Origin of the sequence: Arthrobacter oryzae (assembly GCF_030812315.1) — a bacterium.
GTDB lineage: Bacteria > Actinomycetota > Actinomycetes > Actinomycetales > Micrococcaceae > Arthrobacter > Arthrobacter oryzae_B.
Genome location: NZ_JAUSSM010000022.1, coordinates 1 through 17,079, shown reverse-complemented (window position 1 = coordinate 17,079; position 17,079 = coordinate 1). Strand labels below are relative to the sequence as shown.

Below are 17,079 nucleotides of genomic sequence, written 5' to 3'. Positions count from 1 at the left end.
TAATGACTACTTCCGCTGCCCCACTGCCCGGCACCAACCGCCCCGTGTTCCTACCCGGCCAGGTACTGGATGCGAATGACCTTCGGATGCAGCACGACGTCGACGACGGTCTGCGCCGCCTCCATCACCGCATGCTGCACGGATGGGGAATTTGCCAAGGCCTCGCCGTGTCAGGAGCCAGGGGCGGGATCTCAGTCGCCCTTTCCCCTGGGTACGCGCTGGATTCCTCGGGCCGGGAACTCGTCGTGACTGAGTCGACGAATGTCCCCGTTCCGCCGGTCGCCGCAGGGCCGGACGGCAAACCGGTCGTCTTCGCCCTCGTGATCCGTTGGACCGAAGAGGCCGAGGCTTTCGTGAGCACCCCTGGCGGCTCGTGCAATACCCAGGGCGCCGTGCGTCGTTCCGATGCCCCGACTGTGGCGTGGCTGGAAACACAAGCTGCGCGGGAAGGGTACGACGTCATACTCGGCGAGGTAAGCGTGCAAGGATGCAAGCTCGTCACGGTTCCCGATCCGACCCTGCGTCGATTGCTTAATCCGCCGCCCACGCCTTATTCATCGGCAGGAAGCACCGCTCCTGGCCGGACTGGCTGGCAGGTGCGGTCAGCGTCCAGCGGCCAGCCGTGGGCTGTGTGGACCGAGGTGGACACGGCAGAGGCCGGTTTTGGGGACGTGCCGGTCTACCTGGCACGGGTGGCGGGAACACGCCTTGTCGAGGCTGCCGCCTCGCCTACCTTTCGAGCGGCGATCCTCGACGGGATGCCTTACGTCGAACGGGCGGAGGCTGGCCGCTTCCGCCTCGTGGTGCCGCTCCCGCCAGGCACCTCTCTTGCCAACGGTCAAAACATCGATGTGAACCCGGCCGCTCTCGTTCAGGATGCAAACCTGCCCGCCCGACTGACCTCCCAACAGCGGTGGTACATCGAATGGATCGGAGTACAGCAATGACCGCACAACGTTGGCTCAGCCACGGCGACTGGGCAACAGCGCAGCTCCTCGGGGTCATCATCGACGGCAGTGACCTTCTGCTCGCGCCCGGGGCTTTGGGCGGGACAAGCACGGCACGCCTCCGAAAAGGCGTCGCCCTGCTCAATCCCGGACGACCAGACCCCGCGCAAATCAACAGCTCCACAGCAGACCGGTGGCGCCAGGCGTCCGTACGGCTCGCGGAGCCGCTGCCGGACAAGTCCTGGTTCCGCCTATGGACCCTGGTGGCAACAACCGCCGCGAGACCCCCGCTCCCTGGCCTTGGCAACTCCGACGACGACCGCTCCCCTGTGCCCACCCCCGGCGATCGGTGGCGCGCCGCCGCCGTCGATGCGCTCAACGTGCGCGTGCTGTGCGCCGCGACCGGCACCTTGTGGGTAGCACTCGAACTCGGCGGCGATGGCAGCACCACTCCCCGGATCGCAGATCTACACGTTGACACGGCGGACGGCGGCCCTGTCACACAGCTGCCTACCGTGTACCGCGAGTCCGTCACCGGGCACTCTGTCACTGCCGATCCCGTTGACATCGGGGACGGAGTCCTCGGCCGCTATCTCGGCCTGTTGGGCACACAGCTGCGGCAAGCGAGCTCGCTGCTCGATGAGCTTCCAATACTGCTCAACCCGGCAGTTGCCCCCGACCGCGACGACGCAGCCTGGTTGCGGCGTCTTGCGGCCTGGGTGGCCTTGGAAACGGACACGCTTCCTACGGCTATGGCAGACCGGCGTGAGACCATATCAACCGCAGCCGAACGGCACGGCCGGCGTGGTACGCGCCAGGGTCTACTCGACGCCATTCGGCGGGAGACCGGCCTCACGGTCGACGTTGTGGAGCCCCTCGAGCTTGCGACAGTGTGGAGACTGAATGGCGATCCCTCAACCGGGGCACTGGGGGTCACGACCGGGCTCCTCGCCGCCGACCCCGGCCCACCGGTTCTTGATCGCACGGCACTCCTGGACCAGTCGATGCTCATTAACGAGGAAGACGCAGGTCTGCCCGTGCACGCCCACCTCGCCCACCGCATTTGCGTGCATGTCGCGGACGGCACCCCTGAGCAGGTAGAGAAGGTCGATGCTGTCGTCCAGCGTGAGCGCCCGGCACACGTGCTGGCGCGTACGTGCTCGGTATCCCATGAAACCTCGATACCGACCGAAGTTGGAGTCGACGCGCTTCCACCCATCGGCACGCCCGGCCTCAGCAACGACCAAGCATTCGACGCCGCGATCGAGGGCCCCGGACTTCGACTGGGCACTGGCCGCCTCCCCGAACCACCCACTTCCCACAACGGCTCCGGCACCACCCCGGCATCGAAAGGACGCTCGTGATGACCCACCCAACTACCAACCGGACAGGCATCACCCACCTCCCATCGGCAGGGCACCAAGGAGACTATGTGGAGTGCGGATGCAAAGGTGACGGGAGCTGCGACCCGCCCCACCCGTTGGAACGCAACCGGTTCTATCCACGCAAGCTCATGGAAGTGCGGCACTGGCAGGCCGAGCAGCGCTACCACCGCGGCGGGCGAGAGCTGCTATCGCGCCTGGGCCTTGGCACGGGAGTGCTTTGCGGCCTCGAGTTGGAGACGACAGACTCGGGAACCTGCCTCATCCGGCCAGGAGTCGGAATAGACGGCCGGGGCCGACTGGTGATCGTACCGCAGAACCTGGAAGTTGATCCGAGCCAGCTCACCGACTGCCGGGGTATGCCAACGGACGATGTCGCCAGCCAGGGAACAGTCACTGTCGCCCTCTGCTACCGGGAGTGCGGAACGGACCTCGTACCTTTGCCAACCGCCGGATGCAATGACGGTCCGACCTGCGTTCCTTCCATGGTGCGCGAGGCATATGCCGTATCCGTAACCCTGGGAACATCACCGCGCGTCGGATTGCCCGAGGGGCTCTGCAAAGCCCTGATCACCGGCCACATGCCGGAGGAGGCCAATCCCGACACCCGGCGCCCTCCCATCCCCACTGAGCCCGACCGGCGCGAACTCCTCGACCTCCTCCACCGGCGGTCATGCCACTGCGCTGACCTTTGCATTCCCCTCGCCACCGTCGAGTTCAACGGCAACGACCGAACCGTGCAGACAACAGTCCGCACCGTTATCCGCTCCAACACCGAGCTCCTCGATCTCATCCTGTGCCTCGCAGACCGGGTAAATCATTGCTGCTCGACACACCCAGCAGATCAACCGCCGCGCATCGCCGCCCTATGGCCGTGGCCAGACGAACACGGCGAAGGACTAAACCAGCTGAAGCAAACACGTGAGCTGGAAGTCGGCTTCGACCGCAACATGGCAGAACAGGGACTGGAAGACCCGAGCGACTGGTTCGGGGTGTGGATGCTGGACAAAGGCGGCGCACGCAGACTGGCTGTCGAACGCTCCACCAGCAGCCTCACTCACATCAGTGCACCGGTCGGCGGTGACGCTGCAGTGTTCGCAACCCGGTTCGAGGCGGAGGCCGTCAGCGAATCCACTGTCTTTGTTGTCATGGCGCGGTCACGGATCGGTGGGCCCATCCGTGCGGCGGGGACGGACCAGCTCGCCCTCGACGCGGATTTCGCCGCGACAGGGCTCACTGAGGAACAGCGCGAATGGCTTTGGACGTTACCCGCTGGCGGCAACCAAGACACCTCGCAAGGCGGATTCACCGATGACGTCCAAGCGGGCCCACGCTCGTCGTTACCCACCGGAAACGGACTGGCCGGAGGCGAATTACACATCGTTTACAGTCGGCCAGTGGCGCTGCCGCCCCGCCTCCTCGAGGTCTGGCCCCGCGGGGGTCAACTGCTAAGCGAAGAGTCCCCAGACCGCATCGAAGACTGGAAGAGCTTTATTGACCGCCCGCGTATTGAGATTGTCGTATCCCGTGCACTCACCGGAACCGCCATCGCCTCGCCCTCGGAATGGCTGCGGGTCTGGCACGCAAAAGCGGACAACCTCAGCCTTTTCAAGCTGGAGGAAATTGGGCTAGAAAAGGGAGAAGAACAACCGCGCGGAGACGGCACCATCCGCTACATCTTCCGTTTCCGGGACGGGGTCAAGTGGTTCGGCAGGGATGAGATCCTCACGCAACTGCGATCAACCGGACCGGAACGTCCAGAGTCACCACTCGGGCGCGAAGATCCGAAGGTGCTGCTCGATGCTGATTTCCGCGGCACTGAGCTGACCTCCCAGGGGCTCCGGCGCATCTGGGCCGGCGCGCCCTTCCCTGAGGGGCTTCGAGCCCTCCCGGCAAAACCCACCGAAGGCAGAACCCTCTACGACGGCCTCCCCGGAGAGCTCGTGGACTGGGGCTTCACGGCCATACGCCCACGGCAATGACAGCGTTCTACAAGAAAGGTGGCGACGATGAGTCCCTCTAACGAAACTGTCGAGTTAGGGCTCGGCCAATCCGGTCTGGACGACGCCTGCGCCGGGTGCGGCCAGCGGGACGGACACAACGGCTGCCGTGCCGGCCAGTGCCACACCTGCGGCTCCGGTATCTCCGAACGGCCCCGCTGGTTCGCCGGACAACTCGTCGGGCCAGCGGACCTGGAAAGCATGCAGCAGTGGGTGATGGGCCGGGCTCGACGCCACAACCGTATGCTCCACGGCTGGGGAGTCTCCTGCGGACTTACCGTAGCGCCGACAACCTCCCCGTCGACGAAAGATAACGTTCCGTGGTCACTGACAGTGAGCCCCGGCTACGGCCTCACAGCATGCGGTGACGAGATCTCAGTGCAGTGCGCGGTGAAGATCGACGTTCGCATGCCGCACCCATCGGCCGATGATGTCTGCGCCCCACCACTGGACCCATGGTGCGCTCCGGTACGCCAACGGCGCGACCCCGAGCGGACCTACTTTCTGGCGATTCGCTACTCCGAGGGGCTTGAAAGACCTGTGCGCGCTGGGGCTTGCGGCTGTGGATGCGACGATGACGCATGCGAATACAGCCGCGTCAGCGAGAGCTTCAGTCTTGCCATCCTCGATGAGCTGCCCGAGTGCCATGACGTCACAGCCTTCCGGGAGCGGGACCTGCCAGTCGGCACCGTCAATAGCGCCCTAGACCGCCATGAGGCTCAAGCATGTTCCGAACGCATGGCGCGCATCGGTTCCCGCCCATGCCCGAGCTGCTGCTCACCCTGGCTTGTCCTCGCCGATATTCAAATTGACGCAAACGGAGGTGTCACCGTCGACGCGTTGACCCACCGCCGGTTCCTCGCGTCATTGGCGGCGGTCGGGTTCACGTGCACATCTATCAGAGACGGCAACAAGCCCCGACTGCTGTCGGACGTTGAGCGGGAAGCCCTCAAAAGGGCTTTCGCGGATGCAGAATCCGCCTGGGCCGATCAACCCGAAGTCTCTGGAATTCTTTCTGCTCCCGCCACGGCCTTGCGGAAGGCCAAGACGAACAGCGCGCTGAGGGAGTTTCTACGCAACCGAAGCGTGCACGATCTGGCCCGTTTCGATATCGACGCCCTGGAAGCAGAAGCGAAGGAGGCCGGAGTTGACACCACGTTGGTACGTCAGGTTCATGAAGCGGCCCGTCTGGTCACCAGGATCACTCACCCATGAAGCCGCTAACCCTGCGGCTTTTTTGCGCAGGATACGTATCACCGCGCGGCCTAACACGTTCCAGAGTGGGGCCCGCATGCCTCTTCACATCACACCTTTGCAGTGACTGCTGCCGTGTCGGCCACCAGTGGAATACACCCAGATGAATGGAAAATATGATGTGTGCTCGTGTACGTAGAATTTTTGCTGTTTTCGGCGGAAACCAGATGAAGAGTGAGACAGACCCTCAGTACCAGGAAAGGCTAGGGCTTGCCGAACGCTTTGGGTTTGCCATCGCGGACAGGGACGCCATATTGCTGACCGGAGGCACTGGACCTGCACTTTCCCCGGTCAAGAACCGCGCCATACGGGGAGCCTTGAATAAATCTGATGCGAGCCTGTGGATAGGTGTGGATCGTATCGACGAGACAGTAGAACCCATGGTGCAGATGCCCGAGGCTGGTCATGCAGGCTTAGGTGGCTTCGTCATTAGAAGCACTCTGGATCATCAGCGAAATGTGCTTGAAGCGTATCTCGCAGATGCCGCCATTTGCCTTATGGGTGGAAACGGAACAGTTTCAGAAATGACATTCTCGCTCTCCCTGGGACGACCCATCGCTTTAGTAGGAGACAAATGGCCTGACACTTATGATCTGAAGACCGCGCATGGGCTGGAGAAGGCGATACAGGAAACACACACCCGCCTTCAAAAATCATATGGCAAGCACAAACTGGACCCCAGCCTCTACGATAAAACCGCTCTTCACGCTCGCCTCACTGAACGGCTTACTGCACCCGAATCCGTAAAATACTTTGGATCGGATTCGTCCGTGAAGGAGGTACTCGATTGGGCTGAAGCTGCATCCATCACACCCAATTTGCCCGGCTGTTTCCCCGATGTTCCCCAGCACGGCGCAGTGAGGGACAAGTATGAAGAGTGGATCAACCTTCATGCGACGGATGACTAAAAGGTACTGTTGTCCTCCCCTTCCGATCCCTCATGTAAGCTTTCCTGCGCCGCCAAAGGCCGCCATCACCCAACGGCATGCTAAGAGAGCCTCTCCAGAATGCCGGCCACCGGGGCTTCGCGATTAGCGTTCCAGAGTCGCTGTCGCGCCGTGGTTGGAGAAAGTTGTCCTCGCGTCGCGTTGGTCGCTGGCACTTGGAACGCTTCCGGGCGGATCATTGATGTGTCTGTCACGGTCGACGCCGGTCTATCCTTGGTGCTGCAGCAGAACCTGCCGGCTAGCGTGGCGCGGAGGGCTTCCACGGGAACCGTGGATTGTTGCTTTGAGGCACGAGTGTTAGATTCCTGAATTTTCCCTGTCCTCCCCGCGGCAGACACCATCTAGCCAGGTCAAGGTGTCAGGAGGAACAGTCGTGGATATCGTGCATGAACGGCAGCGGGGTTGGATATTTCCAAGCGCGACGCCAAGCTGTGTCTCCGGCTGCCGGGGTCACGGGCCGGCACCTACACCTCCACGGTGACCACCTTGTGTGCCACCACCGGGCAGATCCTTCAGTTGCGGGATGTCCTGGAACACGAGCACGTCACGACAGTGGTGATGGAAGCGACCAGTGATTACTGGAAGCCGTTCTACTATCTCCTCGAAGAAACTCTGCCGGTGATGCTGGTCAATGCCAAGGCCGCCCGGAACATCCCTGGCCGTAAAACCGACGTTTCCGACGCGGCTTGGCTCGCCCAGTTGGGCGCGCACGGTCTGCTCCGGGCCTCCTTTGTCCCGCCCGAGCCGGTCCGTGAACTTCGCGACCTGACCCGGGCACGGTCCATTGCCACCCGGGACAGAACCCGGGAGATCCAGCGCCTGGAGAAGTTTTTGGAAGGCTCCGGGATCAAGCTCTCCTCCGTGGTTTCTGACCTGAGTGGTGTGTCCTCTCGGGCCATGCTTGAAGCCCTTATCAACGGCGAACGTGACCCGGAAGTCCTCGCAGGCATGGCCAAAGGAACCCTGCGCTCGAAAATCCCCACACTCGTCGACGCACTCACCGGCAGGTTCAAAGCCCATCACGCCTTTATGGCGCGGCTGCATTTGGACCAGATCGATGCCCAGACACGTATTATCGACGCGCTTACCGGCCGGATTGAGGAGGCGATGACACCCTTTCGTGCCGCCAGGGAATTCCTGGCCACCATCCCCGGAGTCTCCCTCAAAATCGCCGATGTAATCATCGCCGAAACCGGTGCCGACATGTCCCGCTTCGAAACACCCGGCCGGCTCGCATCCTGGACCGGTGTCTGTCCCGGCTCCAACGAATCAGCCGGCCGAATCAAATCCGCGCACATCCTGCCCGGCAACAAATACCTCAAAGCCGCCTTAGGCACCGCGGCACTGGCCGCTTCCCGAAGCAAGGACACGTACCTGGCCGCAAAATACCGGCGCATCGCTGCCCGCCGCGGATCAATGAAAGCCATCGTCGCGCTCGAACACTCCATCCTCACCGCCGCCTGGCACCTCCTCGCCGAGGGCGAATGCTACGCCGACCCCGGCGCCGAGCACTTCACCCGACTGGACCCGATCAAAGCCAAAAACAACGCCATAAAAAAACTCAACAGCCTAGGCTTCGATGTCACCACCACCCCGGCCACGGCAGCCTAGCGACCTTTACTTTCGTATTAGGTTCCTACCAGCGGCCCTCGATTCAAGGAACCACAGCAGAAGCAAGAAGTAGGCGCGCGACCTTAAACTCCTGCTAGCAGACACGTTGGTAATCTTGAACCGGGATGGCAAAGGGGCGTCTGACAGGCGAAGCGGAGCGTACTTCAACTTGGCATTCGTTGGGTAGGTGGAGCACGTCCCGGTCGCCAATGTCGACAAGCAGCACCAGTGAGTGCGGTTGGTGCAGGGCATGGATGAGAGCTCGGTGAGCCGCGGATCGATTAAGTTGAGGGACTGCTCGTGCCGCTCCAGAGCGTAGGTCGCAACATCAGGATCGGATGTACGCACGATGGCCTGGTAGCGGAACTCATTGATCGTGCGGTTCGGTTTTGACAGGTTGATGCACCCTGTGCCCAAATCCTGACTATAGTCGTCGTTGCCGATCACATCCGAGAAGTCCGGCACACGACTCGGGGAGTCTCCAGCGCCGCATGGGCAAGCTTCGCTGCCTTTACCGCCGCAAGGCTTGTCGGGCAGCACCGGGTTGTTGATCGCCAGCCATAAGAAGTCTGGGGAGATAGTCACCCAACCGGAGTCGGCCACAATTGGGATGTCTGCCGTCTCCTCGGGGGCCAGCGAGCAAACTGCCTGCGCTGACTTATACGTACCCAACGGATACGGCATGGTGAAGTTACCGCCTGCATCGGTAGTCGATGCACCCACTAGCCGCCATTCATCCTCGGCCTCGGCTTTAGCATTGACCAGGACGGTCACTTTGGCCGACGGGCACGCAGTACCGATCACGAGCACACGCCCACGTAGTCGCAGATTGGCATCCGGCACTGGTTGGGGCAGCGGTTCCAACGTTCCGGCGTGTTGCCGTGATACCTTGATCAGCAGTTCGGTGAGCGCCTTGTCGTTCGCTTCGTAGGTCTGGGAAAACAGGCTGATACCCGATAAGCCACGCACACTTACTCGCACCGGACCCGCCACCGAGGTCTGGAATACCGGATCCGAGCCGGTGAGGTCGAAGACGACCCTGCGAGCTTCCACGGTGACTGACTCGTCGAAGCTCCGAGTGCGTTCCACGGCTGCCCCGGCGGCGTCACTCCATTGGGCACTGACTTTTAATTTGGCGAAGTCCATCGCTGCCACAGGCTCTTCACCAGTAATTTCCACGGTGCCGGCCACAGTTAGCCGGGCCGGCTCTGGCAGCCTCACGGGAATGTCCACCAGGGTGTCCCATGAATCCTCCACCCAAGCCAAGGCGTCTTGGCCGTCGTCGCCCCACCGCTCCATTCTTGTGTCATCCGGGGCAACAAAACGCGGGATACCCGCATCGAGCATCGTGCATAGGCATAGCACCATTAGGAACACCGATCGCTGCTTTGGTTTCAGGTCGGCCAGCTTGGCGACTACTGATTCAGCATTCGCGAAGAACAAGCCGTATTGCTGAATCTCCCGCAAATCGTCTGGCTCGCCCAATTCGGGATGGCCAAATCCCACTGCTGGCAACACCAACGCCGACACGTCGACACTGCCCAGCAGCTGACGCCCGCCGGACCAGAAGATTAGGGATACCTTCGTAGTCAGCCAGTCGAGCATCCCGCCGTCGATTGCACCGGCGAAGTATGTCCACGTGTTTGCGGGTGCCGCCCCCCAGAATATGGAGTCCGCGACGGTAGCGCTGTAGGTCTTTCCGGAGATGACCACCGGAACAACCACCGGATCGCCGAGGCCGCGGACAAAGTCGTCATTGATCAGCCAGGGAGAAAACGAGGCTTCAGCACGGACGCCGGCTCCTACGGCGTTGGGGACAGTGAGGGAGTGACGCAGGACGGACATAGGAATCTCCTCGGACATTAGCTGATGTGAGTTCGCGCGTCTGCAAGTGGTCGACGCCGCTGGCCCAGGTTGGTCATCATTAGAACCCGTCCCTCCCCTGCGTTATTGGTGCGTTACGTGCGTGATGTCCCACCTGGCTTTGGCTGCTAGCCACCTGCTCCGTTGCTGAGCATTTTGACGACGTCGTGAAGGCACGGATAACCGCGCGAGTTTTGTTTGCAACCGACCATTTGCCGTTCAAGACCTTTTTCAAGCTCAATTTGGCTGTACTGGGAAAGCGTCCAGCCAAGCGGTGGTGAGATGCCTGGGACTGTGTTTGGAGCGGCGACCGCGACGCGTCCAGGGACGATTGCATCTATCTGTTCCACTGCTTCCTTACATAAAGTCGCTGACGCTTCTGCGGCCGATCCCGATGCAGCCTTGGTAGAGGTCGGACAGGCATTGAGATTCATTCCGATCCGCTGAAGCCACGCTCCCGCCCCGGTCTGTAGGTCGGCTGCCTCTAGCCCTGCCATCGGAACTATGAATTCGGACGTGAGGTTCTTCACCGGGGCGGTTACATCACTGCCTGGTGAATTACGAATAAACAGGACAACTGGCACAATGATTGATCGCTTGCCAGCGGAGCCTGACGCAGTCAATAAGTTCTGACTGCTCGCTGCGGCTAGGACTTCGTTGTTGTGCGCCAGAATCATCTCTGACAGGAGCGGCAACGTGTCTGCAATTGTGCCGAGACCGGAACCTTCCGAATAGCCCCCGTCGATAAGCTGGATGTCATCGTCGTTTCCACCATTGCAGTCCGAAAGATTCGGACTTGGGACACGACCTGCAGGCGTTACGTAGGGAAAACGGGCCGAAAGCATGGCCGCGGTAGCCCAAGTCATTTCAGCAGCGCAGGATCCGGGATACGCGTCAAAGAAGTCGAGCGATACGGGGATCTGATCGCGAGAACTGCAGTTCGGCAGTTGGAATTCTGATTTATCCGCATTCGTCTCCTGTGTTAAAGATTGAATCTCTTCGGCGACGGGGGGACGCAGGTGCTGTTGGCTGACGATGACGCGACATCCCAGGCCGGCTGCAGTTGAATTCAGCACAAGAAAGCCGGCGGGTCCCTTCACCTCGACGGTGAAAGAATTTTTCAGACTCTCGGCACGAGCTTGCCAAACTGACTCCATGAGAGCCGCGCGGTCCCTCCATGCCCAGGTAGGTTGGACTTGCTCCGCCCACGATGGAATCTTTAGGCCGGTAGCGGATGCGATGATATCGCTGCCGAGCATGCCCGCCACGGCTGCCGACAACGGTTCAGGTTCGGCAAGGTCGCGAACAGCCTTTTGAGCATCTGACAACTGGCCAATGGTTTGTAACTGGCCCTGCTTCTTCGCATACACATGCGTCAGGGCCAAGCCCAGAGAGCCACCGCTGATACCGCTCGATAGGAACGTAGCCGAGGGACCGCATGGCCCTGTGGCGCCAATGGATTCGATAACATCAACCGTCCATTTAGCTGCTCGGATCCCGCCTCCCTCGGCGGCATTTAGAAGCATGGGCCGCACCATAAGTCCTTGCCCGTTCTCGATAGGACGGTCACAGGCGGCACTACTCTCTAGCCAACCACCGAATCGGGCTGTGAGCTCAGGCCGAACGCCTGGCACGGAATTACTGCTCTCAATAGACGGTACTGTTTGAATCGCGTGCAACCGTGGGTCGCCGCCGTTCATTGTCGGGAGCACCAGCATGAGTAAGAGCACAGTAAGGACCGGCGTCCTATTAAAGTGCAATAGCCTGAAAATCTCCAAGGGCTTCCAGTACTGGGCATATACCAAAACGGAACCGACAATAATCGTCCAAGCAGCCAGAAGTAGAATAAACGTTGCCGCAGGTCCCAACCCCCCAGAAAGTGACATAGGGAACAAGGCCAAGACCACCAAGAAGAGCCCAGGGATCGTGGCCCATCTCGCTGTCTTAAGCACACCAACGTTGTCGACCACAATTTGCGGATTCAAAAGGCGAACGAAGTACGCCAGACGCGGTCTTGACTCATCGACTACTGTTGGCACCTTACTGATAAGCCGAATGCCGACAGGGAAGGCCAGTATGGCCATCAGATAGCCCAAGACCAGCATCACCAACATACTCACGTTTTCCTGAGTCGAGGACAGCCCGAGGCTACTGTCCGTAGGGAAAGTCGCCACGGCAAGTGGCCCCACAAAGGATCGAATGAGCCCGAGTCCGGAAATGGCCAGCACGGAAATAGCAAAGAAGTCGCCAAGGGCCCACGTGACATGAACTTGGTGAACTCTTTCCCGATCTTTCCTTGCGAGCCCCGATGGCACAGCATTCCCTGTGGAATCGACTGTAGTCGAGTCCCCTGGTGTGCCCGTAAACACCTTGAGCTTTCGGCGGCCAGAGAGGAGTTCGGCACCGGACAGCGGCGAGGCGGCAGCGGGTCCTTGTCCTTCCTCGCGGTAGTGAGTCCAGCGAAGGATCATGGAGGAAATAACGAGAATTAAGGGAATGCCGATGAACCACATAAGGGATGGCCAATGTACTAGTTCAGGGTCCGCCAAGCTGAGTACTATCGCAAGCAACACTGCGATGGCGGGCGCAATCAGCCACAGCGCCATTCGAGCGCCTGAGTCGCTCAACGACTCCTGGTGAATGTACTTTTTGTAGGAACGCTCAGTTCGTTTTCTCCCAACGACGAATAGTGCAATGGCAAAAATCAAGGACGCCAAAAAGGCGAAGATGAAGTGGTACCAACGACTCCAGACCCACGTCCGCTGCACATCCGGAAGCTGGTCCCAGACTTCCGGCAGTGGAACTAGCGCAGCTAACGCCAGAACACCGACACTGGCTGCTGACACCCTGTGAGTCTTAATGGCCGTCCACATTGCGCGGGCTCGCTTCGATAGGCCAGCATCGCGGCCTAAGAACGTGGTGAGAGCAAGCGCAATAAAGGCAAGTATCTTCGAGTCGGAAATGAATTGTGTTCCATCGACAATCGGCCCCTCGTTGCGGGACAATCTGAAGCCATTCAGGCCGATCACGACCGATTCCGCCACTTCCATGCCTACGACGATCCATAGGAATATATGTCCCCATTTGACCCTCACGGGTGAAGTACCAAGACTGCCCGGTGAGAGTAGCGTCCAGAAGACGCGTGCGTAGCACAGGACGAACATGACATCTAATGCCAAATGTAAGGAAATGCAGAAAAGCAATCGCATTTCATCTTGGTGGTCCAAAGTCGACCATATGGTCCACGCGTCCGTCGGATGCAGGCTGAATCCGAAAACATCGCTCAACGAGCGAGTGTTGCCGTCCAGATTCACTATATTGCCGATCAAACGGTCAACTTCAGCCATACTTATCAGCGAGCCTATAGACGCCACTACTAGCGCCGTCGTTGTTCTTGAACGGGGAGGCCCGTAAATAAGCTCGACAGCCGCCAAGGGCGCTGGGTTAACTGTCACAGGGACTCCCATTCGTGGAGGGCATGGCTATGCGCACGCCATCCATGCGGCAACGGTGAAGGTTAGGAGGTGGTAAGCTCCTGTCCTCTGACAGGCCCGAGGCTGGGGGCGAGAGCCACGGATTGCCTGGTGCGGGCTGCGATTTGTTGCTTGCTTAGGGCGTATACACATGGGCTTCGTCACTGCGCTCACAATTCCGACCTCCGTTGGATCACGCCATAGGCTCTCCGTACAAGGTTGCAGACATTACATGGACTTCCGTTACTGGGGCGTTACAGGGGAGTCAGTAACAATGCATGTCAAGGTGATCTATGTTGGCGCCGATATTTTGATGGCAGAACCAGTCGCACGCTTCAAGATGCGGGTGTTGAAGTAGTTCGTTGGCCCATCGGCCGCCTCGCGGAAACTGCGGGCGGCTATTAATGGGCCCAACAGCTGCTGCTCAACGCCTACACCCACAGCAGCACCGACCACGCAGCCCCCATCCTCACCGCAATCGCCTACATCAACTGGTGGGAAGGCCGAGGCAGCAAAGCCCACCAGTTCCTACAGCTCGCCGTCGAGGCCGACCCCGCCGACCGGTTGGCCAGGCTCAGTGATCTCATGATTGGCTCCGGAATGGTCGCCGGCTGGAACATGGACAAAGACCGGGCCTTCCGGCCCCGGGGCCTCGAAGCGTCATAGGCTCGCTGTCGCAGGGGTACTGCGGTGGGACGACGGCGGGCCGGTCCGCAGCCGCGACCCACCCGTCCGGGACTGAATTCCACTCCTGCGTATGCTCCGCCGAGGGATAGGTCAGCAACGCAGCCCTGAAACCAGCCGATGCAGCATATTGGACCGGACCTTGGCCAACAGAGCACCGCTTCCGGTCGACAACTGGTCCATCGATCAGCAGCCCAGCTTTGCGAATTGCGTGGCGCCCCAGTGCATCCCGTGGTAATCATGTCGTTGGTGGGGCGGAAGTGCATAAAGACATGTCAGGAAAATCAGCCAAACGGGGAGCTCTTCCATGAGCCAGGGAGTCTGTGACAGATGGTGTGGACACTGTCCACACACCTTTGGCTGGACAAATAGATGCCGCGGCGTTCACTGAGGCGCCCAACAGGCGCGAACAACGACGAAATATCTCGAAGGGAACTCGTCCTAGTCGTGCCGTCAGCACAATCCCAGCCCATGAATAGGTGAACGACCAATTGCCACCACAGCGATTCGAGAGGAGGCCCGGATTACCCCACACCGGGCAGGCGGAGCGCCCACTAGCCAGGACCCTGAACCCGCCACCCATAATCGAATGAGTCACCGCGGCACCAGGCACAGTCCGCGGCCAGTGTCAGAGAGACCCGCCGAGGTTCAATGTCCACACATTAACGCAAAGACTCCCCTGACGTGGGAAAACACGTGCCCGAGGTGGGGCTCGAACCGCATTCCAGCCCCTGCAAACCAATCCGGCCCAGTCCGGCCGATGTACGACCCAGTCCGAAGCCGAAAGTGTGGACAGTAATGATGGAATTGGTTGTGTCGCGGCGTGGCTCTAAGTGTGGCTGACGCCCCCGATCAGGGGGTTTGTCTTGACATTGATCTGTCCGCCGCGACACGACCGCAGTAAACGCCGCGGCCAGGTGGACATGACCTTATAGGAGCCTGTTCCGAAGAGTCCCATTACTGTCTTGTCTGCCCACCCGGCCGTCGTGCCCTTTTCTCATCGCATGCAAAGGTCAGGGCAGTTTCATCATGACAACCGAACATCTGAAAGTCATCGCCGGGATCGACACCCACGCCGATACCCACCACGTCGCCCTCATCACCGACACCGGCCAGCACGTGACCGACAGGGTATTCCCTGCCGCGGGCTCCGGCTACCAGGGCATCATCGAGTTCATCGCAGAGTTCGGTCCGGTCCTCGCCGCGGGCGTGGAAGGGACCGGCAGCTACGGTGCCGAACTCTCACGCGTGCTCGTCCGTGAGGGCATCCACGTCGTCGAGGTGATGCGCCCGAACCGGCAGGCTCGCCGGCTGCAGGGAAAATCCGATCCGCTCGATGCCTATCAGGCCGCCGAATCGGTGCTGGCCGGCCGCGCCGGCGCCACCCCGAAATCCCGGGACGGGGCGGTGGAATCGTTGCGGGTGTTACGCGCGGAGCGCGCCACCGCCATGCGGGCCCGGGTCGCCGTGATGACCCAGGTCAGGGCGATCCTGGTGACCGCACCGGAGACCATCCGCGCCAGATACCGGGCCATGACCAGTCCCGCTTTGATGGCCGCGCTGGAGAAGACCCGGCCCGCCGGACCGGCCTCCGAGCCGCTGACCAGCACCGCGACCGTGCTGAAACGGCTCGCCGTCCGCTACCGGCACCTGCACCACGAACTGGCGCTGATCGATGCCGAACTCGACGCCATCCTCGCCCTCCACGCACCGATGCTGCGCGATCTACAGGGCGTGGGCACCGACGTCGCCAGCCAGCTCCTCGTGACCGTGGGAGACAACCCCGAGCGCGTGAGCTCCGAAGCGAAGTTCGCCGCACTGGTCGGCGTCGCCCCGATCCCCGCATCATCGGGAAAGACCTCCCGTCACCGACTCAGCCGCGGCGGCGACCGGCAGGCCAACAAAGCCATCCACCGCGTGGTCCTCGTAAGAATGCGCTACGACACCAGGACCAGAGCCTACGTGGCCAGACGACACCAGGAAGGCAAAAGCACCAAGGAAATCATGCGCTGGCTCAAGCGCTACGTCGCCCGGGAAATCTACGACCAACTCCTCCACCCACGCCCCGCACCCGACGCCGGAACCCTCCGGACGATACGCACAACCAAGCAACTGACCCTTCAACAAGCCGCAGACGCCCTCCACGTCTGGCCCACCGCACTGTCCCGCCTCGAACGCGGACTCACCCACGACACCGACTTCCACCAACGCTACGAAACCTGGCTCAACTGCCAATCCCCGGCAACCGTGCACATGCCGGATCCCGGGTTGGCCCGCGTGTTGCCTGCCTGACCATGGCCGCGCAAGCCCCGGGGTCAAGGGCGGCCACAGGCCGTCGCGCAGCGATCGCAGGAGCGACCCTTGAGGCCGGAGCGGCGGCCACGGTAACCTGCGCGGCGCGTGGCTCAACGAACCGTTGACAACAATAGGAGCATCAGTGTCCACACTTCCTTTTTGCCCTTTTCCTTCACTCTGCCGGCGACTGGACACTCGGGTAATGGGACTGCCCCCGGTTTTATTGACTCCTTGACCTAGCGAGCCTGTGCTCGTGGAAGGATGTTGACCATGCCCACGCCGTATGGGGCGGAGTTCCGCCAGGATGTTATTGATGTGGCTCTTAAGGGCGAGGCGCCACTGGCGCAGATCGCGAAAGACTTCGGGCTCTCGGTCACGACACTCAAGCGCTGGCTCGCCATCGCCGAACGTAAGGAATCCGGGGCCGGCTCGGCGGTGTCGGAGTCGGCCGAGATACGGGAGCTGAAGAAGCGGAACCGGTTGCTGGAGCAGGAGAATGAGATTCTGCGCCGGGCGGCTGCCTATCTTGCCAGGGACATCAACCCAAAATGACTCTTCTATGGGTTCTGTCAAGTCATGATGGTTTGGAGTTGCCGGAAGATGGAGCGGCAGACGTAGCGTTT

General features: G+C 61.0%; 10 protein-coding genes and 2 pseudogenes. 9 read left to right on the top strand and 3 right to left on the bottom strand.

Annotation, left to right across the window (positions count from 1 at the left end; all coding sequences use genetic code 11):
* The first annotated feature begins 2 nt into the window (after positions 1-2).
* Genes J2S97_RS23125 through J2S97_RS23115 form a run of 3 tightly spaced genes read left to right on the top strand, consistent with a single transcriptional unit; the run spans position 3 to position 4,311 of the window.
* Positions 3-947, top strand: coding sequence for a hypothetical protein (locus J2S97_RS23125; protein WP_307052268.1), 945 nt, complete (start codon positions 3-5; stop codon positions 945-947).
* Entirely contained in the window at positions 944-2,311 is a 1,368-nt protein-coding gene (locus tag J2S97_RS23120; RefSeq protein WP_307052267.1) for a phage tail protein, read from the top strand. The genes J2S97_RS23125 and J2S97_RS23120 overlap by 4 nt, the downstream gene beginning before the upstream one ends.
* Complete coding sequence (locus tag J2S97_RS23115; RefSeq protein ID WP_307052266.1) at positions 2,311-4,311, top strand: hypothetical protein; 2,001 nt, start codon at positions 2,311-2,313, stop codon at positions 4,309-4,311. The genes J2S97_RS23120 and J2S97_RS23115 overlap by 1 nt, the downstream gene beginning before the upstream one ends.
* 54 nt (positions 4,312-4,365) lie before the next feature.
* On the opposite strand, the gene J2S97_RS23110 is transcribed toward J2S97_RS23115, so the two are convergent.
* Positions 4,366-4,581 carry a hypothetical protein gene (locus tag J2S97_RS23110; RefSeq protein ID WP_307052265.1) on the bottom strand — a complete coding sequence of 72 codons (216 nt, stop codon included), beginning with the start codon at positions 4,579-4,581 and terminating at the stop codon, positions 4,366-4,368.
* Between the two features lie 138 nt (positions 4,582-4,719).
* Here J2S97_RS23110 and J2S97_RS23105 point away from each other — a divergent pair, with 138 nt between their 5' ends.
* From J2S97_RS23105 to J2S97_RS23095, 3 genes and pseudogenes are all read left to right on the top strand, one after another.
* Positions 4,720-5,544: a hypothetical protein gene (locus J2S97_RS23105; protein WP_307052264.1), complete on the top strand. Its 825-nt coding sequence runs from the start codon at positions 4,720-4,722 to the stop codon at positions 5,542-5,544.
* Between the two features lie 146 nt (positions 5,545-5,690).
* Entirely contained in the window at positions 5,691-6,491 is an 801-nt protein-coding gene (locus J2S97_RS23100) for an SLOG cluster 4 domain-containing protein (RefSeq protein WP_307052263.1), read from the top strand.
* A gap of 412 nt (positions 6,492-6,903) precedes the next feature.
* Positions 6,904-8,141, top strand: a pseudogene (locus tag J2S97_RS23095) (IS110 family transposase).
* A 6-nt stretch (positions 8,142-8,147) separates the two neighbouring features.
* Here the strand turns inward: J2S97_RS23095 and J2S97_RS23090 are convergent.
* Both J2S97_RS23090 and J2S97_RS23085 read right to left on the bottom strand, forming a co-directional pair.
* Positions 8,148-9,986: a hypothetical protein gene (locus J2S97_RS23090; RefSeq protein ID WP_307052262.1), complete on the bottom strand. Its 1,839-nt coding sequence runs from the start codon at positions 9,984-9,986 to the stop codon at positions 8,148-8,150.
* Positions 9,987-10,132: 146 nt separating this feature from the next.
* Positions 10,133-13,351: a hypothetical protein gene (locus J2S97_RS23085; protein WP_307052261.1), complete on the bottom strand. Its 3,219-nt coding sequence runs from the start codon at positions 13,349-13,351 to the stop codon at positions 10,133-10,135.
* 543 nt (positions 13,352-13,894) lie between these two features.
* Between J2S97_RS23085 and J2S97_RS23080 the strand changes: the two genes are divergently transcribed.
* From J2S97_RS23080 to J2S97_RS23070, 3 genes and pseudogenes are all read left to right on the top strand, one after another.
* Positions 13,895-14,143, top strand: coding sequence for a hypothetical protein (locus J2S97_RS23080; RefSeq protein WP_307052285.1), 249 nt, complete (start codon positions 13,895-13,897; stop codon positions 14,141-14,143).
* Positions 14,144-15,190: 1,047 nt separating this feature from the next.
* Positions 15,191-16,453 carry an IS110 family transposase gene (locus tag J2S97_RS23075; protein ID WP_307052260.1) on the top strand — a complete coding sequence of 421 codons (1,263 nt, stop codon included), beginning with the start codon at positions 15,191-15,193 and terminating at the stop codon, positions 16,451-16,453.
* A gap of 273 nt (positions 16,454-16,726) precedes the next feature.
* Positions 16,727-17,005: pseudogene (locus J2S97_RS23070) on the top strand (transposase); the annotation flags it as partial.
* Between the last annotated feature and the right edge of the window lie 74 nt (positions 17,006-17,079).

Bases quoted from the DNA above. Each gene is read 5' to 3' on its own strand.
- J2S97_RS23120 (WP_307052267.1), top strand. From the start codon at position 944: ATGACCGCACAACGTTGGCTCAGCCACGGCGACTGGGCAACAGCGCAG.
- J2S97_RS23085 (WP_307052261.1), bottom strand. From the start codon at position 13,351: ATGGCTGAAGTTGACCGTTTGATCGGCAATATAGTGAATCTGGACGGC.
- J2S97_RS23075 (WP_307052260.1), top strand. From the start codon at position 15,191: ATGACAACCGAACATCTGAAAGTCATCGCCGGGATCGACACCCACGCC.
- J2S97_RS23090 (WP_307052262.1), bottom strand. From the start codon at position 9,986: ATGTCCGTCCTGCGTCACTCCCTCACTGTCCCCAACGCCGTAGGAGCC.
- J2S97_RS23100 (WP_307052263.1), top strand. From the start codon at position 5,691: ATGGAAAATATGATGTGTGCTCGTGTACGTAGAATTTTTGCTGTTTTC.
- J2S97_RS23125 (WP_307052268.1), top strand. From the start codon at position 3: ATGACTACTTCCGCTGCCCCACTGCCCGGCACCAACCGCCCCGTGTTC.
- J2S97_RS23115 (WP_307052266.1), top strand. From the start codon at position 2,311: ATGACCCACCCAACTACCAACCGGACAGGCATCACCCACCTCCCATCG.